General features: G+C 63.1%; 16 protein-coding genes. 9 read left to right on the top strand and 7 right to left on the bottom strand.

Annotated elements, in window-relative coordinates:
• Positions 1–130 precede the first annotated feature (130 nt).
• Together OX460_RS15670 and OX460_RS15665 are read left to right on the top strand one after the other, a co-directional pair.
• The gene (locus OX460_RS15670; protein ID WP_251351844.1) at positions 131–1,543 is read left to right on the top strand and encodes a PLP-dependent aminotransferase family protein; all 1,413 of its coding nucleotides are present in this window, start codon (positions 131–133) and stop codon (positions 1,541–1,543) included.
• Between the two features lie 96 nt (positions 1,544–1,639).
• A complete protein-coding gene (locus OX460_RS15665) occupies positions 1,640–1,987 on the top strand; it encodes a DUF4870 domain-containing protein (RefSeq protein ID WP_034786172.1) in 348 nt (115 codons plus the stop codon).
• Between the two features lie 21 nt (positions 1,988–2,008).
• Here the strand turns inward: OX460_RS15665 and OX460_RS15660 are convergent, their stop codons facing one another.
• Genes OX460_RS15660 through OX460_RS15650 form a run of 3 tightly spaced genes read right to left on the bottom strand, consistent with a single transcriptional unit; the run spans position 2,009 to position 3,622 of the window.
• A complete protein-coding gene (locus OX460_RS15660) occupies positions 2,009–2,434 on the bottom strand; it encodes an SMI1/KNR4 family protein (RefSeq protein ID WP_099664824.1) in 426 nt (141 codons plus the stop codon).
• A gap of 21 nt (positions 2,435–2,455) precedes the next feature.
• Positions 2,456–3,103 (bottom strand): 3'-5' exonuclease, encoded by a 648-nt coding sequence (locus OX460_RS15655; protein WP_077401767.1) that lies wholly within the window; start codon positions 3,101–3,103, stop codon positions 2,456–2,458.
• A gap of 9 nt (positions 3,104–3,112) precedes the next feature.
• A complete protein-coding gene (locus OX460_RS15650; protein WP_034758713.1) occupies positions 3,113–3,622 on the bottom strand; it encodes a ProQ/FINO family protein in 510 nt (169 codons plus the stop codon).
• A gap of 566 nt (positions 3,623–4,188) precedes the next feature.
• Between OX460_RS15650 and rpoD the strand changes: the two genes are divergently transcribed.
• Positions 4,189–6,735 carry an RNA polymerase sigma factor RpoD gene (rpoD, locus tag OX460_RS15645; RefSeq protein ID WP_289899202.1) on the top strand — a complete coding sequence of 849 codons (2,547 nt, stop codon included), beginning with the start codon at positions 4,189–4,191 and terminating at the stop codon, positions 6,733–6,735.
• Between the two features lie 59 nt (positions 6,736–6,794).
• On the opposite strand, the gene OX460_RS15640 is transcribed toward rpoD, so the two are convergent.
• Complete coding sequence (locus OX460_RS15640) at positions 6,795–8,552, bottom strand: PAS domain S-box protein (RefSeq protein ID WP_289899201.1); 1,758 nt, start codon at positions 8,550–8,552, stop codon at positions 6,795–6,797.
• Between the two features lie 176 nt (positions 8,553–8,728).
• Positions 8,729–11,569: a phosphoenolpyruvate carboxylase gene (gene ppc, locus OX460_RS15635; RefSeq protein WP_289899200.1), complete on the bottom strand. Its 2,841-nt coding sequence runs from the start codon at positions 11,567–11,569 to the stop codon at positions 8,729–8,731.
• Between the two features lie 243 nt (positions 11,570–11,812).
• Between ppc and hemC the strand changes: the two genes are divergently transcribed.
• Genes hemC through OX460_RS15615 form a run of 4 tightly spaced genes read left to right on the top strand, consistent with a single transcriptional unit; the run spans position 11,813 to position 15,938 of the window.
• A complete protein-coding gene (gene hemC / locus OX460_RS15630; protein ID WP_285817243.1) occupies positions 11,813–12,817 on the top strand; it encodes a hydroxymethylbilane synthase in 1,005 nt (334 codons plus the stop codon).
• Positions 12,810–13,592: a uroporphyrinogen-III synthase gene (locus OX460_RS15625; RefSeq protein ID WP_289899199.1), complete on the top strand. Its 783-nt coding sequence runs from the start codon at positions 12,810–12,812 to the stop codon at positions 13,590–13,592. The genes hemC and OX460_RS15625 overlap by 8 nt, the downstream gene beginning before the upstream one ends.
• Positions 13,589–14,737 (top strand): uroporphyrinogen-III C-methyltransferase, encoded by a 1,149-nt coding sequence (locus OX460_RS15620; protein ID WP_077401782.1) that lies wholly within the window; start codon positions 13,589–13,591, stop codon positions 14,735–14,737. Before OX460_RS15625 ends, OX460_RS15620 begins: the two co-directional genes overlap by 4 nt.
• Positions 14,738–14,741: 4 nt before the next feature.
• Positions 14,742–15,938 (top strand): heme biosynthesis protein HemY, encoded by a 1,197-nt coding sequence (locus OX460_RS15615; RefSeq protein WP_289899198.1) that lies wholly within the window; start codon positions 14,742–14,744, stop codon positions 15,936–15,938.
• 108 nt (positions 15,939–16,046) lie between these two features.
• Here the strand turns inward: OX460_RS15615 and OX460_RS15610 are convergent, their stop codons facing one another.
• Entirely contained in the window at positions 16,047–18,476 is a 2,430-nt protein-coding gene (locus tag OX460_RS15610) for a membrane-bound PQQ-dependent dehydrogenase, glucose/quinate/shikimate family (protein WP_251351839.1), read from the bottom strand.
• Between the two features lie 624 nt (positions 18,477–19,100).
• On the opposite strand from OX460_RS15610, the gene ppa reads away from it, so the two are divergent.
• Positions 19,101–19,643 carry an inorganic diphosphatase gene (ppa, locus tag OX460_RS15605; RefSeq protein ID WP_034786159.1) on the top strand — a complete coding sequence of 181 codons (543 nt, stop codon included), beginning with the start codon at positions 19,101–19,103 and terminating at the stop codon, positions 19,641–19,643.
• Between the two features lie 52 nt (positions 19,644–19,695).
• Here the strand turns inward: ppa and OX460_RS15600 are convergent, their stop codons facing one another.
• Positions 19,696–20,829 (bottom strand): GNAT family N-acetyltransferase, encoded by a 1,134-nt coding sequence (locus OX460_RS15600; RefSeq protein ID WP_289899365.1) that lies wholly within the window; start codon positions 20,827–20,829, stop codon positions 19,696–19,698.
• 90 nt (positions 20,830–20,919) lie between these two features.
• Here OX460_RS15600 and OX460_RS15595 point away from each other — a divergent pair, with 90 nt between their 5' ends.
• Positions 20,920–22,536 (top strand): NAD+ synthase, encoded by a 1,617-nt coding sequence (locus OX460_RS15595; protein ID WP_289899197.1) that lies wholly within the window; start codon positions 20,920–20,922, stop codon positions 22,534–22,536.
• Positions 22,537–22,538 lie beyond the last annotated feature (2 nt).

Genomic DNA, 22,538 nt, shown 5'->3' with positions numbered 1-22,538 from the left:
CTGTCTCGTCGGTCGATTATGGCGTGCCGGTGTTGCTGCCCGGATGTTGTTACCCTAGCATATAACGGGTGCTGTCACTGTGACAGGATCAGTTGTGCAATAAAACTACGGATCAGTTTGAGGAGCAGGGTTGAAACGATATGAGGAATTGGCGGAAGAAGTCGCCGCCATGATCAGCACGCAGCTGTTGTTGCCTGGTGATAAGTTGCCTTCCGTGCGCCAGCAGCATGCGCGCAGGGGCGTGAGCCCGTCGACGGTGTTCCAGGCCTATTATTTGCTCGAAGCGCGCGGCATGATCGTCTCGCGGCCCCGCTCCGGCTACTACGTGGCGCCGCAGCGCGCCGCGCTGGCCCCCGAGCCGGACAGTTCCCGCCCGCTCGACGCCAGCACCACGGTCGATGTCAGCGACCTCGTGTTCGAAGTGCTGGGCGCCGTCGGCGCGCGCGATATCGTGCCTTTCGGCTCGGCGTTTCCCAGCCCGCATCTGTTTCCGATGGAACGGCTGGCGCGGGCCGTGTCGGCCAGCATGCGCCGCCTCGACCCGTGGAGCACGGTCACGGATTTATCGCTGGGCAATGCCGAACTGCGCCGCCAGATCGCCCTGCGCTACCAGCTCGACGGGGTGCTCGTTTCCAGCGATGACATCGTCATCACGAATGGCGCGCTGGAAGCGCTGAACCTGTGCCTGCAAGCCGTCACGCGGCCCGGCGACACGGTGCTGATCGAGTCGCCCAGCTTCTATGCGTGTTTGCAGGCGCTGGAGCGGCTGGAACTCAAGGCAGTCGAGATCGCCACCAGCCCCCGCGACGGCGTCGACCTGGCGGCGCTCGAGGAATTGCTGCTGCGCCACCAGCCCAAGGCGTGCTGGCTGATGACGAATTTCCAGAATCCCCTGGGCAGCCTGATGTCGCCGGAAAAGAAGCGCGCGCTGGTCGAACTGCTGGCGCGCCATGGCGTGCCGCTGATCGAGGATGACGTGTATGGCGAGTTGTATTTCGGCAAGCAGCGCCCCGGCTTGACGAAAAGCCATGACAGCGCGGGTCTGGTGATGCATTGCAGTTCGTTTTCCAAGACCCTGGCGCCCGGCTTTCGCCTGGGCTGGGCCGTGGCGGGCCGCTATGCGCGCCAGGTCGAGCGCCTGAAGCTGACGACGAGCCTGTCGGCGCCCATCCCGCTGCAGATGGCGCTGGCCGATTACCTGGCGGCAGGCGGCTACGACCGCCATTTGCGCCAGCTGCGCCTGACCCTGGCGGCGCAGCAAAATACCATGCTGCAAGCCATCGCCGTGCATTTTCCGCCCGGCACAAGGGTCACGCGGCCGCAGGGCGGTTATTTCGTCTGGGTGGAGATGCCTGCCGGTATCGACGCGCTGGCCTTGCACCGCAGCGCGCTGGCGGCCGGCATCAGCATCGCGCCCGGCCCCATTTTTTCCGCCACGCGCGCGTTTCGCCACTGCATCCGCCTCAATTACGGCCACCCGTGGAGCGCGCAACTGGAAGAAGCCATCGCCACCCTGGGGCGGCTGGCGCTGGCGGCGGCATAGCGGCGAAAAAAAGTCCCTTGCGGCAGCAAGTGTTCCATTCCAAAAAGAAATATTACTGTTATATTGATGTATCTATAACTAATGATGGGAATCATAATGGATAACACGCAGCCGGAAGTGGGTCGTACACAAGATACGACGATCGCCATTCTGTCCCACGTTGGCGGCCTGTTCACCAGCTGGGTGGCGCCGCTGATCATTTATTTGATCAAGAAAGATGATGCGGATAAATTCTCGGCCGAGAACGCCCGCGAAGCGCTGAATTTCCAGATCACCCTGATCATCTGGTATTTCGCCTGCTTCATCCTGTCGTTCGTGCTGATCGGCCTGTTCCTGTTCTGGATCGTGGCGCTGGCCAACCTGGTGTGCTCGATCGTCGCGGCCGTCAAGGCCAGCAATGGCGTCACTTACCGCTATCCCTTGACCTTGCGCCTCGTCAAATAAGGCTGCGCCGGCCGCCGGGTGTCAGCCCGGACGGCCGGGCAGCGCGAGGAATGCGGCAAAGCCGGGCGCCACCGCGGTGGTGGCGCCAGTTTCGTGCGACCACAGCACGACCACGGGCTCGCCCGATGGCCCCGTTTGCGCATAATCAAAACAGTAGTAATCGCCCGTGCCGAACTGGGCGAAGGGCAGCAGGCTGCCGGCCTCGTCGCCTGTCCCCGCATTCTCCAGCCATTCCTGCCAGCCTTCGCGGTAATGGCGTGCTATCGATTCCCACGTCTTGCGCGCATTGGCCGCGTCGTAGACGGGAAACACGCTCAAGGCGCCCAGCGCGCGGCCATTGTTCTCCAATAACCATTGCACATGGGATGCGGGCAGCTGCCGCCCCAGCGCCTGTTCGGCGGCGGCGATCGCGTCAAGCGTGGTGCCGATGGACTTGCTCTTGCTCATGCTGCAGAAAGGCGCGCCGGCTCAGGCGGCGATAGGCGGCGGGGCTGGCGGCGTGCTGGCGCGCGGGGCTTTTTGCGGCGCGACCTTGCCGCCGTCGGCGATCCAGCGGCGGTACACGCGCAGGGCCACTTGCGCATCGTCGGCCGCATACAGGATCTGCTTTTCCGTCAGGCGCGACGTGGCCCAGTTGGTGGTGGAAATCTTTTTCGATTTCTGCAGGTGCAGGCCGAAGAACTTGGCCACGGCCGTCTTCGCGCCCAGGTCGTTGCGCTGGCCGCCGCGCAGGGCGACGGACAGGTCGAGCACCTGGGCCGGGGCGATGCCCAGCTTGTTGCGCAGGCGCTTGACGTCGTCGGACAGGCCGAAGCCCACCTTCAGGGTGGTGGTCGATTCGAGGATGGCCTTGAGTTCGGCCAGGGCAGGCGCCGGCGTGCTGCCCACCTGGAACAGGTAGGCGATGTCGTCGGTGGCCAGCTGGATCAGGTGCGGTCCCGTGGAGGATTCGCCCTTCACAAAGGTCGGCTTCGATTCCGTATCGAAGCCGATGGCGTCCGCTGCCAGCAGGGCGGCCATGGCCGCCTGCGCATCGTCGCTGGTGCGTACCAGCTTGACGTGGTCGAGTGCAATGCCTTGATAGGGGGGCAGTGGCGGTGCGGCAGCTGTGTCCATGAAACCGGATCAGCCCTTGCGCGAGAATTTCGCGGTCAGCTGATTCAGTTTTTCCAGGCGCAAACGGTTCGCTTCTTCGGCGGCCGCGGCATCGCGTTCGGCTTTCTTGCGCTCGGCTTCCTTCTTGAAGCGTTGCTGCAATACTTGCGTGGCGTGGTCGCGGTGGGTTTGCGTCACTTCCGCGCCGGCTGTGCCGTCGAGGTCGTAGCGTACCTTGGCTTTTTCCATCACGCGCAGGTAGCGCAGCGAACCCGTGTGGATGCCCAGCGCCGTGCGCATCAGCTTGCGGTCCAGGTCCGGCAGGCGCGCGAGGATCTGCTTGTCGATACCGATCGACAAGGGCAGGCAATCGCGGAATGGCGGGAATTGCTCCTGGAACTGTTTCAGCAGCGCGCGCGCGGTCAGGCCGGCAGGCGCCGGCGTGGTCGCTGCGGCCGGTGCCGCCGCTGGGGCTGCATCGACTGGCGTGTCAGGAGTGGTGGCTTGCTGGTCTGGCGTGGAGCTGGTCATCGACATCATTGGTTGGGCTATAAAAGGGGAGCATAGCACGCGCCACAGGCAAGTGCATTGTCTTTTTTGGCAACTTGACCTGCGATAAGCGGGTTCGCACTACAGCCGGCACAGCGCGAAATACGGGAAATGTGTATAATGTCGGCTTGCGCTGATGACTGGACCCTGTTTTTGAAGGTCTGGCTCAGGTGTGCAGGGGATAGGAGCAGTGCGGCGCAGGGCCACCATTATTGGTATTTTTGATATCGGTTATTCCACTTATCAATTATTCAGATAACGGGCCTTCGTGCATAATCTTGCTCTCCGCTGTGTCTTCACTGAACAACAATAGATTCAAGCCCGTTCTGGTACGGGCTTTTTTTCATTCCGCAATGTACATCGCTTATTTATCTGACCCGGCTTCGGCCCCGCGCTCCTCATGCCGGATGCGCGGGCTATGAACGTCACGATAGACAGGCGCCGCTGCCCTTGACGGCAGCCGCAACAATACGCTCCATCGAGTCCGGTTTCGCAGGCTTAGGTGGAATCATTCACTTCGCGCCGACACCATCTGGTCTCGCATTAAGAGATATCTCATGAAGAATACGCCAAAAACTTTAACGTTGTCCGCCAAGGCGCCACGCCCAGCCGCGGCGCCGCTTGCCGTACCCAAAACGACTTTATCTTACTTCATCGATAATGCGCAAGCGAATCCGGAAGCCACCGTCACGACGGCGCCGACCGTCGTCACCGTGGTGAAGAAAAGCCGCTCGCGCCTGGCTGCCGTGCCGCCGGCCGAAACGGTAGCGGAAGCCGCTGTTGCCGCGCCCGTGGCCGACGCCGCCGAAGCCGTGGAAGCGGCGCCCGTCAAGACGCCGAGCGTCAAGGTGGCGCCTAGCGCCAAGGCGGCGCCTGCGCCGCGCAAGGTCAGCGAAAGCGCCGCCACGAACAAGGTGGTGACGGCAGCCCGTTCGAAAGTCGTGCGCGCCAAGCCAGAAGCGGCGCCCGTGACCATCATCACCGGCGCACAAGTGGTCAGCAAGACCACGGACGCCGATGCCCTGGCCGCCATCGATACCTCGAATTACTTCTTGCCGACCGTCAAGGTGCCGGGCCGCCGTGGCCGCAAACCGAGCGAATTCACGCCGGAAAACGACGAAGTGGCAGCACTGAACGCCGTCGAGCGCGCCGAACTGAAGGCCGTCTCGAAAGCGCGCGACCGCAAGGCCAAGGGCGGCCTGGCCGATGCGCTGGGCGATCCGGAAGCATCGGCAGCGGACCTGGAACGCCGCCGCAAGCAGATCACGGGCTTGATCAACATGGGCAAGGAACGCGGTTTCCTCACCTATGCCGAGATCAATGACCAATTGCCGGAAAACATCATCGATCCGGAAGCGATCGAAGGCATCATCGCCACCTTCAACGACATGGGCATCGCCGTCTACGAGCGCGCCCCTGACGCGGAAAGTCTGTTGTTGACCGACAACGTCGCCACCGTCACCAGCGACGATGAAGTGGAAGCGGCTGCCGCGACCGCCCTGTCAACGGTCGATTCCGACTTCGGCCGCACCACCGACCCCGTGCGCATGTACATGCGTGAAATGGGCGCCGTGGCGCTGCTGACGCGCGAAGGCGAGATCGAGATCGCCAAGCGCATCGAAGGCGGCTTGAAGGACATGATCCAGGCGATTTCCGCCTGCCCGACCACCATCGGCGAAATCGTTGCGCTGTCGCAAAAAATCGCGCGCGACGAAATCAAGGTCGATGAAGTGGTCGACGGCTTCGTCGATTTGAACGAAAGCAATGCCCCGGCGCCTGCCGCTGCCGCCGCGCCCGCCGCCGCCAGCGGTGACGACGAGGAAGAGGAAGAAGAAGCCGAGGAAGAAGACGGCGACGCCAATGGCGGCGCGGCCGGTTTCTCCAGCGAGCAGTTGGCCCAGCTGAAAAAGAATGCGTTGGAGAAATTCAACGTCATTTCGACGCAGTACGACAAGATGCGCAAGGCGCCAGAGGGTTACAACTCGAAAGCCTACGTCAAGGCGCAGGAAGCCATTTCGCAGGAATTGCTGGGCATCCGCTTCACGGCCAAGGTCGTCGAAAAGCTGTGCGACACCCTGCGCGGCCAGATGGAAGAAGTGCGCCACATCGAGCGCGCGGTGCTGGAACTGTGCGTGAACAAATGCGGCATGCCGCGCGCCCACTTCATCAAGGTGTTCCCGGGCAATGAATGCGACCTGGAATGGGTCGACCGCGAAGTCGATTGCAAGTATCCGTACAGCGCCATCCTCAGCCGCAACGTGCCTGCCGTGAAAGAACTGCAAAAGAAGATGATCGACCTGCAAGCCCGCGTGGCCCTGCCGCTGGCAGACTTGCGCAAGATCAACAAGCAGATGGCTGCCGGCGAAAAGCGCGCCCGTCACGCGAAACGCGAAATGACGGTCGCCAACTTGCGCTTGGTCATTTCGATCGCCAAGAAATACATCAACCGCGGCTTGCAATTCCTCGACCTGATCCAGGAAGGCAACATCGGTCTGCTGAAGGCGGTCGATAAATTCGAATACCGCCGCGGCTACAAGTTCTCGACCTACGCCACCTGGTGGATCCGCCAGGCCATCACGCGTTCGATCGCCGACATGGCCCGCACCATCCGCGTGCCGGTGCACATGATCGAAACGATCAACAAGATGAACCGCATCTCGCGCCAGATCATGCAGGAAACGGGCAGCGAGCCGGACCTGGCGACCCTGGCCGTCAAGATGGAAATGCCGGAAAACAAGGTGCGCGAGATCATGAAGATCGCGAAAGAGCCGATTTCCATGGAAACGCCGATGGGCGAAGATGGCGATTCGCAACTGGGCGACTTCATCGAAGACAACACGACCCTGGCGCCGCTGGACGCCGCGCTGCACGCCTCGATGCGCAACGTGATCAAGGAAGTGCTGGACTCCCTGACGCCGCGCGAAGCGAAAGTGCTGCGCATGCGTTACGGCGTGGAAATGTCGAACGACCACACGCTGGAAGAAGTGGGCAAGCAGTTCGACGTGACGCGCGAGCGCATCCGCCAGATCGAAGCGAAAGCCATGAGCAAGCTGCGCCAGCCTTCGCGTTCGGACAAGCTGAAAACCTTCTTGACGCAAAATTAAGTAGTCAGCAGGCAATAAAAAAGAGGCGCAAGCCTCTTTTTTTTCGCCCTGGAATTGTCCTAGGCTTCGACGGCCTGGCTTTTGGCGATCGGCAGGCGGATGGCCAGCGCCGTGCCCTGGCCCTCCTGGCTGTCGATGCGCAGTTCGCCGCCCAGCGCGTGGACACGTTCGCGTATGCTCTTCAGGCCGAAGGCGGCCTTCTTGCCGTGGGCGTCCGGCTGCATGCCGATGCCGTTGTCGCTGATGCGCAGCACGATGGCATCCGTATCTTGCGCCAGCGCCACTTCCACCTCGCTGGCCTGGGCATGGCGCACGATGTTCGACAGCGATTCCTGCAGCACGCGGAAGATGGCCGACGTCTGGCGCTGGTCCAGGCCCAGGTCGGGCGCCTCGCTGTCGAGCGAGAGCTGGTAGCGGATGGCGCCGCGGCTTTCCATCTGGCGTATCAGCCATTCGGCTGCCGGGCCCAGGCCCAGCTCCAGGGTGCTGGGATGCAAGTCATTGATGATGGTGCGCACCGAGCGGATGGTGGCGTCGATGGTGTCGAGCACGCGCTGGGCGTGGCGGTGCAGGCGCGGGTGGGTCCTGGCCGTGCGCGCGTGCAGCAGCGACACGTCGATGCGCAGCACCATCAGGTTCTGGCCCAGGTCGTCATGAATGTCGAGCGCGATGCGGCGCCTTTCCTCTTCCTTGATGGTCTGCTGGTGGTCGGTCAGTTCGCGCAGCTGGGCCAGGGTGCGCTGCAGGTTCTCCTCGTTGCGCTTGCTTTCCGTGATGTCGATGCCCATGGCGATGATCATCTGCGGCCGGCCTTGCGCATCGAAGATGGGTTTTTTATGCGTCTGCAGCAGGCGGTTTTCCTGCAGCCGCGCATTCCACACGAGTTCTTCGCGGATCACCACCTGGCGGCTGGCAAACGCTTCCTGGTCCGCCGCGTGGAATGCCTGGGTCTGGTCCGAGGGGAAGTGCTGCACGTCGCGTCCCTCGGCGATATCCTGGAACAGCACGCCCCATTGCTGCTCGCAAGCCTGGTTCATCATCAGCATGCGCGAATCGGCGTCTTTCAGGAACAGCGACAGGGGCATCATGGAAATGATGTCCTGCAGCCGTTCTTCGCTGCGCGCCAGGGCCGCTTCCGTCTGCGCGCGCATGGCGATTTCCGCGGACAGCTGGAGATTGACGTCGAGCAGCTGGGCCGTGCGCAAGGCCACGCGGCTTTCCAGCTCCGCATGGGCGACGGTCAGCGCGTGTTCGGCCCGCTTGTGTTCCGTGATGTCGCTGGCCATGACCAGCGCTCCCGTCAGGTTGCCGCGCTGGTCGTACAGGCGGCGTCCGCTGAGCATGGCCCAGCGTTCCGAGCCGTCGCCATGCTGGTAATGCAGTTCTCCCATGCAACTATCCGTCGCCGTCTGGCGCAGCGGACACAGGCGCAACAAGGTGGCTTCGTCGTGGAATTCGTCCATCGAGTGGTCCAGCAGCTGTTCCGCGGGGACGCCCAGCATGTCGCACAGGCGCTGGTTGACGTGCAGGATGCGGCCGTGCGCATCCGTTTGCCACATGCCGTCCTGCGCCGTTTCGCTCAGGTGCTGGTAGCGCATCAGGCTATCGTCGAGCTGCGCGCGCGTCAGGGCCAGGTGGCTGCGCAGCTTGCGCATCAGCCAGAGGACGGCGACGGCGGCGGCCAGCAGCAGCAGGGCCAGCCAGACATGCTGCCAGAAATCGAGTTCTTGCCAGGCCGCGCCGGCGAACCAGCCCAGCATGATCAGGATGAGGGCGCCGCAAGCGCCACTCAGGGTTTCAATCGACCATTTGCTCATCCGCGTCCCTGGCGTCGTGGTTGGCCGCTGCCGTGCGCCTGGCGCCGGAGAGGGGAAGGTATCCGACGCTAGTGTAATACCAATTGTTGTTTTCTTGAGAATATTTTTCCATTGGGCAAGCAAAAGGGCCGGCCCTTGCGGTGCCGGCCCTGTTTGCCGATGGCAAGGCGGTGCGATCAGCCCGTGTTGCGCAGGCCGGCCGCCACGCCATTGATCGACAGCTGGATGCCGCGGTGCACCCTTTCGTCGATCCGGCTTTCCGCCGACAGGGCGCGGTTGCGCTTGATCAACTCCACCTGCAAGTGGTTCAGCGGGTCGAGATAGGCGAAGCGGTTCTGGATCGAACGGGCCAGCAGGGGATTGCCCGCCAGGCGTTCCGTGTTGCCGGTGATCAGTTCCAGGCAGCGCAGGGTGTTGCCGTGCTCGTCTGTGATGCGCTTGTAGATGCGTTCGCGCAAGCCCTGGTCCGCCACCAGTTCCGCATAGCGCGAGGCGATCGCCAGGTCCGTCTTGGCCAGCACCATGTCCATGTTCGACAGCAGGGTGGCGAAGAATGGCCATTCGGCGTACATGGCGCGCAGGGTGGCGATCCTGTCATCTTTCGCGGCGCCGTCGGCTTGATTGATCCACGTTTCGATGGCGCTGCCGAAGCCGAACCAGCCCGGCAGCAGCAAGCGGCACTGGCCCCAGGAAAAGCCCCAGGGAATGGCGCGCAAGTCTTCGATGCGCTGGTTGGCCTTGCGCGAAGCGGGGCGCGAACCGAGGTTCAGCTCGGCGATTTCCGCGATCGGCGTAGCCGAGAAGAAATACTCCGTAAAACCCGGCGTTTCATACACGAGGTGGCGGTAGGCGTGATAGGCGAGGTCCGACAGTTGCGCCATCACGGCTTCGAACTGCGCCAGCTGGCCGTTGCGGGCCGGATTGGCTTCCTGCGGCGCCAGGCTCGCTTCCAGGGTGGCGGCCACCAGTAATTCCAGGTTGCGCCGGCCGATTTCCGCGTTGGAAAACTTCGAGGCGATGATCTCGCCTTGCTCCGTCAGGCGGATCTGGCCGTTGACGGTGCCCGGCGGCTGGGCCAGGATGGCTTCGTAGCTGGGTCCGCCGCCACGGCCCACCGTGCCGCCGCGGCCATGGAACAGGCGCAGCTTGACGCCGGCCTTCTGGAAGTCGGCGACCAGCGCCAGTTCCGCCTTGTACAGTTCCCAGTTGGACGTGAGGAAGCCGCCATCCTTGTTCGAATCGGAATAACCGAGCATGACTTCCTGCAACTGTCCCTGCTTGGCGATCAATTGCTTGACCAAAGGCAAGGCCATGACCTGGCTCATGATGCCGGCCGCGCGCTGCAGGTCGGGGATCGTCTCGAACAGGGGGATGACCATCAGCTCGCAGATGCTGTCGCCAGTTTGCCAGTCGGTGCGCAGCAAGCCTGTTTCCTTTTGCAGCAGCAACACTTCCAGCAAGTCGGACACGGTTTCCGTGTGCGAAATGATGTAGTTGCGGATGGCCCGCGCGCCGTAGCGCTGGCGGATGTCGCGCGCCGCGCGCAGGATCGCCAGTTCGGAATCCGTTTCCGCCGCGTAGGCGATGTAGGGCGAGTACAGCAGGCGCGGCTGGGCCAGTTCGTTCAGCAGCAGCGCCTGCTTATCTTCCTCGGACAGGGCCGTGTAATCGGCGGCCACGCCGCTTTTCGCGAACAGGTCGGCCAGCACGCGCTCGTGCACGTCCGAGGTCTGGCGCATGTCGAGCGAGGCCAGGTGGAAGCCGAAGATGTCGGCCGCGCGCGCCAGGGTGGCCAGGCGCGGGCGCACGAGGGCGGCGCCGTGGTGCGACTCGAGCGAGGCGACGATGGTGCGCAAGTCGGCCACAAAGGCGGCCGCGTCAGGGTAGGCGGCCGCCGCGCCCACTTCCTTGCGCAGGATGTTGGTGGCGCCCAGGGCGCGGGCCGTGGCGGCCAGGCGCGCATAGATGCCGATCAGGGCGCGGCGGTACGGTTCGTCGCTGCGGTGGGGCGAGGCGTCCGGCGACTGGTCGGCCAGCGCCTGCAGTTCGGCGCTCACGCCCACCATCAGGGTCGAGACGGACAATTCCGCGCCCAGCGCGTGCGCTTCGTCGAGGTAAAAGTCGAGGATGGTGGTGGCGTGGCGCGCCAGCGCGTGCTGCATGGTGCACGCGTTGACGTTCGGGTTGCCGTCGCGGTCGCCGCCGATCCAGCTGCCCATCTGCACGTAGGCGGCGTTGATGGGCTCGATCGTGCCGTCGCCGTTCGGGTATTCGGCGGCGATATCGTCCTCGATGTCGTCATACAGGCCCGGCAGTTCGCGCAGGAAGGTGATGCGGTAGTAGGACAGGGCGTTTTCGATCTCGTCGGCCACCGTCAGCTTCGAGTAGCGCAGCATGCGCGTCTGCCACAGGGTGGCCACGCGCGAGCGCAGCAGCTGCATGTTGGCGTGCCGCTCTTTCGGCGTCTGCGGCAAGTCGCGCTCGGCCAGCAGGCGGGCAATGTCGTGCTCGGCGTCGAGGATGCTCTTGCGCTGCACTTCCGTCGGGTGGGCCGTCAGCACGGGGGCGATCAGGGCGTCCTGGAAGAAGGTGTCGACCGTCTTGCGCGGCACGCCGGCCAGGCGCAGTTTTCTCAGCGCGAAGCTGACGCTGCCCTTTTGCGCCGGCGAGCCGGCCAGCAGGTGGGCGCGGCGGCGGCGGATGTGGTGTTGATCTTCCGCAATGTTGGCCAGGTGCGAAAAGTAGGAAAAGGCGCGCACGACGGAAATCGTCTGCTCGCGGCTCAGTTCCTTGAGCATGGCGTCGAGTTCCAGCGCGGCACCCGCGTCCGCTTCCCGGCGGAAGCGCACGGACGTCTGGCGTATGGTTTCCACCACATTGAAGACGGCGTCGCCTTCCTGTTCGCGCAGCACGTCGCCCAGCAGGCGGCCCAGCAGGCGGATGTCTTCTTTCAGCGGCGCGTCCTTGTCGGAGCCGGCCGCTGGAACTATTTCTGGTGCTACTGCGTCATTGAGCATAATAAAGAACCAAAGTAAGTGTAAAAGCAAGGGAATGTGGATCGCACCGGGCGTTTGGCCGCAGAGGGGAGGGGGCGCATGATAAAATTTGTGGTCTTCAACATGGACGCTAGCCTGACTTGGCCTTCTAGGCTAAGCGATAACGATTATAGCGACGCCAGGCGCCACCCGATACAAAATTGATATCAGACGGGCGAAATGGCAACGATAATGACAACGACAGCCACAGCGAAAGAACTTGTTTTGAAAGCATCCGAATTGACCCCGAACGAATTGAATATTCCTGCCCGCCTGGTGATCGCCACGCGCGAGAGCCGTCTTGCCATGTGGCAAGCTGAACACGTGCGCGCCCGCCTGGCCGCCCTGTATCCGCAGTGTAGCGTCGAAATTCTCGGCATGACCACACGCGGCGACCAGATTCTGGACCGCGCCTTGTCCAAGGTAGGCGGCAAGGGCCTGTTCGTCAAGGAGCTGGAAGTGGCGATGGAAGAAGGCCGCGCCGACCTGGCCGTGCATTCGCTGAAAGACGTGCCGATGGAGTTGCCGGAAGGCTTTGCCCTGGCCGCCATCCTCGAGCGCGAAGACCCGCGCGATGCGTTCGTGTCGAACGATTACGCCAGCCTGGCCGAGCTGCCGCACGGCGCCGTCGTCGGCACCAGCAGCCTGCGCCGCCAGTCGCTGATCGCCGCGCGCTACCCGCACCTGACGATTCTGCCCCTGCGCGGCAATCTCGATACGCGTTTGGGCAAGCTGGACCGTGGCGACTACGCGGCCATCATCCTGGCCGCCGCCGGCTTGAAACGCCTGGGCCTGGCGTCGCGCATCCGCGCCGTGCTGGCGCCGGAAGACAGCTTGCCGGCCGCCGGTCAGGGCGCCATGGCGATCGAGATCCGCAGCGGGCGCGCGGACGGCGCCGACCTGGTGCGCCTGCTGGCACCGCTGAACCACATGGCCACGGCGCAAGCCGTCACGGCCGAGCGCAAGGTGTCGAAGATCTTCGGCGGCAGCTGCCAGATTCCGCTGGCCGCGTTCGCCACCGTCGAGGGCGGGCAGATGCGCTTGCGCGCCATGGTCGCCACGCCGGACGGCGCGCGCATGGCCAGCGCCGAGCTTGAAGGTGCTGCCGGCGCGCCGGAACAGCTGGGCGAGCAAGTGGCCGAATTGCTGCGCGGGCAAGATGCCGCCGGCATCCTCGCCTCGTGCGCAGTCACGCCCGACAACCATGAAGGCCTGGCGCCGCATGCCTGACACCGTGGTGATCACGCGGCCCGCGGCGCAAGCGGGGCCGCTGGCCGCCCGGATCGCGGCGCTGGGCTTGCCCGTGCAACTGCTGCCGCTGCTGGAAATCCACGCGCTTGACGGCGCAGAGGAATGCGCGCGGCTGCAAGCCGTGCTGGCCCGCCTGCGCGATTACGACCTGGTGGCGTTCGTCTCGCCCAACGCCATCGATTGCGTCTTTGCGCATCTGCCCGCCTGGCCCCCCGGCCTGCCGCTGGCCGTGGTGGGCGAGGGCAGCCGGATGGCCCTGGGCGCGCACGGCGTCACGGACGCCAACGCGACCATCACGAGTCCGCTGGACACGGCGCGCAGCGACTCCGAACATCTATTATTGGCGCTGGACTTGCCGGCCCTGCGCGGCAAGCGCGTGCTGATCGTGCGCGGCGATGGCGGACGCGATTACCTGGCCGACGGCTTGCGCGCGGCGGGAGCCACTGTCGAGTTCGTCACGGCCTACCGCCGCAAGGTGCCAAGGCTGACGCCCGCCTTGCGGGCGACCCTGGAAAACCTGTTGCAGCATAATAATGACTGGATTATCACCAGCTCGGAAGCGCTGCGCGGTCTGCTGGCGCTGCTGGGCGAAATGGATGCTGAAAAGGCGGCTGTTGTGAAAATGCAACAGCAGCATCTGATCGTGCCGCACGCCCGCATTGCACAAACGGCGGCGGCCCTGGGTTTTGCCCGAGTCACCTTGACAGGATCAGGCGACGCAGGAGTGCTCGCCGCGTTACAATCACGACCATGAACGAAATGCCTACACTCTCCGAACCGAATGCAACGCCTGGCAGCGCCGTGAAGACGGCGCCGCAGGCGGCCGACCAACCTGCCGGCCGCGCGCCGACCCTGCTGGAACAGCTGCAAAAGCCCATGAGCATCGCCGTCATCGTGCTCGCCGTGCTGCTGGCTGCGCAAAGCTGGTCGACCAGCAAGCAGATCCGCAACCTGCGCGAAGAAGTGGCCAAGCGCCTGCAAAAAGGCGATGTCAGCAACGCCGAAACGGGCGTGCTGGCGCGCAACGTGCAAGAAGGCACGAAAGAGCTGCAAATCAAGGTGGGCGCGCTGGAAAACCGCCAGAGCGAAACGCAAAGCCAGCAGCTTGCGCTGGAACAACTGTACAACGACTTGTCGAAGAACCGCGACGAATGGGCGCTGACGGAAATCGAGCAAGTGCTGTCGACGGCCAGCCAGCAGCTGCAACTGGCCGGCAACGTGCCCGGCGCGCTGATCGCCCTGCAAAACGCGGACCGCAGCCTGTCGCGTTCCGACAAGCCGCAATTCATCACCATCCGCCGCGCCATCGGGCGCGACATGGAAAAATTGAAAGCCCTGCCCAGCGTCGATTCGACGGGCGTGGCCCTGCGCCTCGACGCCGTGATCGCCCAGGTCGATTCGCTGCCGATGCTGTCCGACGAAACTCCGGCCTTGCCGGCCGCACCGGAAAAACCGGGCAAGGCCAAGCCCGTGCGCGATGCGAGCGGGAAGCTGATGGGGCCGCCTGCGCCGGAACCGCTGCTGCAAAAAGTGCGCGACGGCTTCAATACCTGGAGCGGCGACATGTGGGCCGACGTGCGTCAATTGATACGCATCCGCCGCGTCGATACGCCGGAAGCGCTGATGCTGTCGCCGACGCAATCGTATTTCTTGCGTGAAAACGTCAAGTTGCGCCTGCTCAATGCCCGCATGGCCTTGTTGTCGCGCAATGAAACGGCTTTCCGCAACGATTTGATCGCCGCGCAGGATGCGCTGGCCAAGTATTTCGACACTCGCGCCAAGAGCACGCAGACGGCGCAAGCCCTGCTGCGCCAAGTGCAGGGCAGCAACCTGGCCATCGAAATGCCAACCTTGTCCGACAGCCTGACGGCTGTGCGCAACTACAAAGCGAAGTCCTGAGCCCATGCGTCTATTTCTCTGGTTACTCGCCCTGATGGCCGCGGCGATCGGTATCGCCGTGACGGCCCGTTTCAATCCCGGCAACGTGGTACTGTTCTATCCGCCATACCGCATCGATTTGTCGCTGAATTTCTTCCTGCTGCTGCAGGTCGTGCTGTTCGTGCTGCTGTACCTGCTGGTGCGCGCCGTGCGCGCCACCGTGCGCATGCCGGCGCAAGTGGCGGCCTACCGCCAGCGCAAGCGTGAGCGCGACGGCAACAAGGGCTTGCGCGAAGCCTTGAAAGCCCTGTTCGAAGGCCGTTTCGGCCATGCCGAGAAGGCCGCCTTGCGCGCCGCCGAGCTGGAAGAGAACGCCGGCCTGGCCGCGCTGATCGGCGCGCGCGCCGCGCACCGCATGCGCCAGTCCGAACGCCGCGACAGCTGGCTGTCGCGCGTTGAAGGCGATGCCAGCCTGAAAACGGCCCGCTTGATGACGGTGACGGAATTGCTGGTCGACGACCACCAGCCGGAAGCGGCCCTGGCCGCCGTGCGCGAACTCAATGCCAGCGGCACGCGCCACATCCACGCGCTGCAATGGTCGCTGAAAGCCGAGCAGCAGGCGAAGAACTGGCCGGAAGTGCTGCGCCTCGTGCGTTCGCTCGACAAGCACCGCGCCCTGCATCCGGCCCTGTCGTCGCGCCTGCGCGAACTGGCCTACGACCATCTGCTGTCCGACTCCTCGCATGACGCCGAGTCGCTGATGCGCGTGTGGTCCACCGTGCCAAGCGCCGACCGGGTCAAGCCGTATATCGCCTGCCGCGCCGCCACGGCCCTGAATGCGCGCGGCCTGCACGATGAAGCGCGCCTCGTGTGCGAAGAATCGCTGGCCGCCGACTGGGACGAGCGCGTCGTGCGCGCCTACCGCGAAGCGGCGGCGCCAAGCGGCACGCCGGCCCTGCTGCTGCAGATCGAGCATTGCGAGCAATGGATGAAGCAGCGTCCGCTGGATGCGGAACTGGCGCTGACCCTGGGTACCTTGTGCCTGAAGCAAAAACTGTGGGGCAAGGCCCAGCGTCACCTGGAGCAGGCCTTGTCGGATGCCAACGAGCCGCAGATGGTGCGCGACGCCCACCTGAAGCTGGCGCAGATGCACGACGCCCTGCAGCAGACGGAACAGGCTGCCGCGCATTACCGGCAGTGTGCACTGGCTACTATCCTGTAAGCCGTTTTGTAAGCCAATTGTCCAGACGTAAAAAAGCCGTTCAGTGCAGACTGAACGGCTTTTTCTTTGTGCGCACCCCATGGCGGAGTGCGCTGCTACCTGACTAACTTACTTCTTCGTTACCGCAGTGCCTTCCGGCAAGGCATACGCGACCAGGGTGTCGCTCATCTTCGTGCCCAGCGAACCGTGGCCGCCGGCCATGACGACGACGAACTGGCGTCCCGACTTGTTCGACACATAGCTCATCGGCGTAGCCTGGCCGCCGGCTGGCAGGCGGGCTTTCCAGATCACTTTGCCGTTGCTGACGTCGTAGCCGCGGATGTAGTAGTCGAGCGTGCTGCTGAGGAAGGTCACGCCGCCGCCCGTGGTGACCATGCCGCCCAGGCTGGGCACGCCCAGCGGCAAGGGAATCGGCACGGGACCGCTGTCGCGCGTGGTGCCGTTCTTGTGCATCCACACTTTCTTCATGGTACGCAGGTCGACGGCGGCCACATAGCCCCATGGCGGTGCCTGGCATGGGAAGCCCAGCGGCGACAGGAAGGCCTTGATTTCCACGGCGAACGGCACGCCCGTCTGCGGCTGCAAGCCCATTTCGCCGCCCGTGCCGCCCTTGGCCGTCGTTTCCGCGCGCGGCACGAGTTTTTCCAGGAAGCCCATGTAGTCAGGGTTGACGATCAACAACTGGCGCACGGGGTCGATGGCCGCGCCGCCCCATTCGAAGATGCCCAGCGGGCCCGGCGAGATGACGGCGCCCTTGCCGGCCGTTTGCGGCGTGAACGGGCCTTCATAGCGGCGTTCCTTGAAGATGATGCGGCAAGCGAGCTGGTCGAACGGCGTGGTGCCCCACATGTCCGCTTCGCTGATATTGCGCTCTGGCAAGAAGGTCAGGGCCGAGAACGGCTGCGTGGGCGACAGGGTGTCGCCGGCGGCAGGATTGCTCGTTGGCACTGGTTTTTCCGGCGCCGGCACGACCAGGCTGCCGTCGCGGCGGTCGATCACGTAGATGTCGCCGCGTTTCGTCGTGGCAACAACAGAGGGCACTTTACCTTTCGGCGTGTCGATGTCGACCAGGCTCGGCTGGCCGCCGATGTCCATGTCCCAGATATCGTGGTGCACGGTCTGGTAGACCCAGCGTACTTTCCCCGTCGCCAGGTCCAGCGCGACGATGGCGCTGTTGAATTTCTCGCCATTCTTGTTGCGGTTGCCGCCCCAGGTATCGGGGGTTTCATTGCCCATCGGAATGTAAACCATGCCCAGCTTTTCATCGATGCTGGCCACGCCCCACGAGTTGGGCGAGTTGTTGGTGTAGTTCTTGCCTTCAGGGAAAGGCGCCGTATCTTCCGGCGTGGCCGGGTCCCAGTTCCACATCAGCTTGCCGGTGACGGGATCGTAGCCGCGGATCACGCCCGATGGTTCTTCCGTCGAATGGTTGTCCGTCACGCTGGCGGCGATCACGGCCATTTTCTGCGAGACAGCCGGCGGCGACGTTGGCATCAGGAAACCGCGCTTGATCATGGCCATGTTTTTATACAGGTTGACGACGCCGTTGTTGCCAAAGCTCTTGCACGACTCGCCCGTATCGGCGTTGACGGCGATCATGGTGCCGTCCATGGTCGGCGCCAGGATGCGGCGCGGGCATTCCATGCCGGCAGCTTCGGGAGCCGGATTGTTCTTCGCCCGGCCCGCGTTCACGTCCCAGTAGGCGACGCCACGGCAGATCATGTGCTGGTAGCTGGCCGCGTCGCGGTTGATCTTTGGATCGTGGCGCCAGATTTCCTTGCCCGTGTCCGGGTTCAGGGCGATGACGATATTGTGCGGCGTGCACAGGTACAGCATGTCATTGACCTTCAGCGGCGTGACTTCGTTGGCGATCTCGCCCGGGTCGTTGGGACCCTTGAAGTCGCCCGTGTGGTAGGTCCAGGCTTCTTTCAGGCCGGAAATATTCGCGGGCGTAATCTGTGCGGCCGGGGCATAGCGGTCGCCATAGCCGGAGCGGCCATACGCGGACCAGTCGTTGTGCTCGACGCCGGGCGCGAAATCGCCGGAGGCCGTGGCGGCCATGTTTTCGGCCGGCACGTCGCCATGCAGGTCATGGTAATCCTGGAACAGGGCGATGACGCCGGCGATGACGGTCAGGGCCACGGCGGCGGAGAGGGCCGTCTTGCCCGCTTGCGGCTGTTTCGCTGCGTCGGCGGGTGGGGCCAGGCGGCGGCTGACGAAGGGCAGCAGCAGCCAGACGGCGGCGGCAAACCAGATGTCCAGGCGCGGCAGCAATTGCCACCAGTCGAATTTCACTTCAATGAGGGACCAGATGAGGGTGGCGAGCAGCAGCAGCGCCATGCACGGTTGCGCGCTGCGCTTGCCCTGGAATACCAGCGCGCCGGCGATCAGCATGCCTATACCGGCCAGCAAGTAGTACCAGGAGCCGCCGAGCGTGGCCAGCCAGATGCCGCCGCCCAGCAGGGCGAGGCCAAACAGAATGAAAATAACGCCGGTGACCTTTAATAAAGGACCGGGCCGGAAAGAGGGAATCATCATATTCCTTTTTGCAAGGATTTATCGGTGGCGCGTGATGCGCCATATTGAATTCAGGGAAGGCGTCGATTGCAGAATATACAAAGTTTGGAATCACCAGAATGTGACAGTTTATCAGAATTGATGATTGTCTTCCGGTAGCGCCATTTTTTGGCGGGGCTCTTATTTGAATCAAATAAACACTTCAAATAAGAACAAATATTATGCTGGATAACGGTGTTGCGGGGCTGGCAGGCCGCCTGGAGGGTAGAGGGCGGGGTGTTGCGCAATAATGCAGGGGCGCCGCGGAATGAATGAGAATAAAACTGTTGTTATAAGTGGCTGTAAAAAATGCAATGCGGATTATAATAACCATGCCTGGCGTGTGGCGATATTCAAATGAAAATACGCAGATATTCCATCGGCATTAATTCAAGGCGTCGGTAGTATTGCTTAGGTGTTTGTACTTATTATTGCCGATGGTTTGTTTATTCTCTCGATGGCCGGCTGCGCGCGCCGGCGGGCCATGCACGCCACTGTTGCTGGCTGGACGCGCAAAACGCCGGCGGGCCGCTGCTGCATCGCACAAGCTGCCTGTACTTCGCTATAATTGCGCGGTTAAAACACAATCCGCTAATGAGGAACCCCATGAGTTTGAATAACGTCTCTTCCGGCCGCGATCTGCCGAACGATTTCAACGTCGTCATCGAAATCCCGATGAATGCCGATCCGATCAAGTACGAAGTCGACAAGGAAAGCGGCGCGATTTTCGTCGATCGCTTCATGGGTACCGCCATGCATTACCCGTGCAACTACGGCTACGTGCCGAACACCCTGTCGCCGGACGGCGACCCGGTCGACGTGCTGGTCATCACCCCGTTCCCGCTGATCCCGGGCGTGGTCGTGCGCTGCCGTCCTATCGGCGTGCTGAAAATGACCGACGAGTCGGGCGAAGACGCGAAAGTGCTGGCCGTGCCAGTCGACAAGGTCCTGTCGATCTACAGCCACTGGCAAAAGCCGGAAGACCTGAACGAACTGCGCTTGCGCCAGATCCAGCATTTCTTTGAGCACTACAAGGATCTGGAAAAAGGCAAATGGGTCAAGATCGACGGCTGGTATGGTCCTGAAGTGGCCAAGGAAGAAATCCTGAACGGCGTTGCCGCCTTCAAGACCGACGCCGCCAAAGCCTAAGAACACCCGGTAAGAAAAGCGCTCCCCGCCTGCGATGGCCGGGAGCGTTTTTTTATGCGCGAAACGGGCTGTGCTCGTTCAATTCATCGAGGTAGGCATCGATGCCGCCCCGTTCGCGCTCGAGGAAGCGCTGCACGGCGTCCGCAAAGGCCGGGTGCGCCAGCCAGTGGGCGGACCAGGTCTTTTGCGGCAGGAAGCCGCGCGCCATCTTGTGCTCGCCCTGGGCGCCCCCTTCGAAGGTGGCGATGCCGTTGGCGATGCAAAACTCCAGCGGCTGGTAATACGCCGTCTCGAAATGCAGGCAGGGCACGTGCTCGAGCGCGCCCCAGTAGCGGCCATACAGGGTGTCGCCCGTGTGGATCACCAGCGAGGCGGCAATGGCCCTGCCTTCGCGCTCGGCGATCACCAGGAGTATGTTTTCCGGCATGCTGGCACCGATGCGCCGGAAGAAGTCCAGGCTCAGGTAAGGCGAGGAGCGGTGTTCCGCATAGGTATTGCTGTAGCAGCGGTGGAACAGCTTCCAGTCGGCATTAAGAGCGTCCACGCCGCGCACCTGGCGCAGGGTGACGCCCGCTTCGCGCACCTTGCGCCGCTCGGCGCGGATATTCTTGCGCTTCTTGTGTTCCAGAGTGGCGAGGAATTGCTCGAAATCCGTGTAGCCCGGATTGAGCCAGTGAAACTGCACGCCACTACGCATCAGGTAGCCGGCTTCCTCCAGCTGGCGCGCTTCGCTTTCCGGCGGGAACAGGATGTGGCAGGACGATACCTCGCTGGCTTGCTGCTGCGCCTGCAGGAAGGCCAGCAGGGCCGCGCGCGCCTGGCCATCGCGGGCCAGCAAGCGCGTGCCGCTGACGGGCGTAAACGGTATCGCGGACAGCAGTTTCGGGTAATATTCGAGACCATGTTGCTGATATGCATCGGCCCAGGCCCAGTCGAACACGTATTCGCCATACGAGTGCATCTTCAGGTACAGGGGCAGGGCGGCGGCCAGCACCTCGCCTTGCCACAGCACCAGGTAATTCGGCTGCCAGCCCGTGTCCGCGCTGGCGCAGCCGGACTCGTGCAGCGCGTGCAAAAAGGCGTAGGAAAGGAAGGGAGTGGCGTCCGCCTGGCTTGCCAGCAGTTCAGACCAGGCCGCTTCGCCAATTTCAGCCAGGGTAGTGACGATAGCCGTGCGATAATTCATTGTTGTAGTGTGCATTCATCACTCTCGGGGCGCCGCCATCGGCCTGCGCGCCCCTGTCTTGTTTAATAGAACGAAATATCCATCATCATCATGACAGTCAAAGTCGCAATTGCTCAAATGAATAGTACGGTCGGCGATCTGGCCGGCAACCGTGCCAAGATCTTCGACCTTTCCCGCCGCGCGTTCGAGGCGGGCGCCGATATCGTGCTCACGCCGGAACTGTCGCTGGTCGGCTATCCACCCGAGGACCTGTTGCTGCGCAATGCATTCTACGCAAAAACGCAGGAAGCGTTTGCGGGACTGGCTGCCGACCTGGCCCAGTTCAAGGATTTGCACGTGGTGGTGGGCTTGCCCCTGCAAGACGAGAAGGGCGTGCGCCACAATGCCGCCTCCGTGTTGCTGAACGGCGAAGTGCTGGGTACCTACCGCAAGCACGACTTGCCGAATACGACCGTGTTCGATGAAAAACGTTACTTTACGTCATCGGACCAGGCTTTCGTGTTTGGCGTGAAGGGCGTGCGTTTCGGCATCAATATCTGCGAAGACACGTGGTTCGAGCATGCGCCCATGCGCGCCCGCGCGGCCGGCGCGCAAGTGCTGCTGGTGCCGAACGGCTCGCCCTACCACATGAACAAGCAGCATCTGCGCTATGACACCATGCGCAAGAACGTCAGCGCGCAAGGCATGGCCCTCGTGTACGCCAACCTGGTCGGTGGCCAGGATGAGCTGATTTTCGACGGCGACTCGTTTGTCATGGATGCGGCCGGCACGATCTGCGCCCAGCTGCGCCATTTCGGGGAAGACTTGCAGGTCGTCGACTTCGACGGCGCCACCCCCGTGCCGCAGCCGCTGGCCGCACCGTTGACCACCGAGGCGCAGGTGTATCAGGCGCTGGTGCTGGGCGTGCGCGACTACATAGGCAAGAACGGCTTCCCTGGCGTGCTGATCGGCATGTCGGGCGGCGTCGATTCCGCGCTGACCCTGGCCATCGCCGTCGATGCGCTGGGCGCCGACAAGGTGCGCGCCGTCATGATGCCGTCGCAATTTACGGCCGATATCTCGTGGATCGACTCGCGCGACATGGTAAAACGCCTCAATGTGCGCTACGATGAAATTCCGATCAAGCAAACTTTCGACGCCTTCCGCGCCACCCTGGCCGAGGAGTTCGCGGGACTGGCGGAAGACGCGACGGAAGAGAATATCCAGGCGCGCATCCGCGGCACCTTGCTGATGGCCCTGTCGAACAAGCATGGCAGCATCGTCTTGACGACGGGCAACAAGAGCGAGATGGCCGTCGGCTATTGCACCCTGTACGGCGACATGGCGGGCGGCTTTGCCGTGATCAAGGATATCGCCAAGACCCTCGTCTACCGCCTGTGCGCGTACCGCAACAGCGTGTCGGACGTGATTCCCGAGCGCATCCTGACGCGCGGACCGTCGGCCGAACTGCGTGCCGACCAGCTGGACCAGGATTCCTTGCCGCCGTATGAAATACTCGACGGCATCATGCAGCTGTACATGGAAGAAAATCGGCCGATCGCCGACATTATCGAGGCTGGCTACCCGCCGGCCGATGTGGCGAAAATCACGCGCCTGATCAAGATCAATGAATACAAGCGGCGCCAGTCGCCGGTGGGCATCCGCGTCACGCACCGTGGCTTCGGCCGCGACTGGCGTTACCCCATTACGTCGAAGTTTTACGAATAAGC

This window comes from Janthinobacterium sp. SUN033, from assembly GCF_030397595.1.
Lineage (GTDB): Bacteria > Pseudomonadota > Gammaproteobacteria > Burkholderiales > Burkholderiaceae_D > Janthinobacterium > Janthinobacterium kumbetense.
The sequence above is the reverse complement of the archived record's forward strand: the minus strand, read 5'-3'. Positions and strand labels throughout refer to the sequence as shown.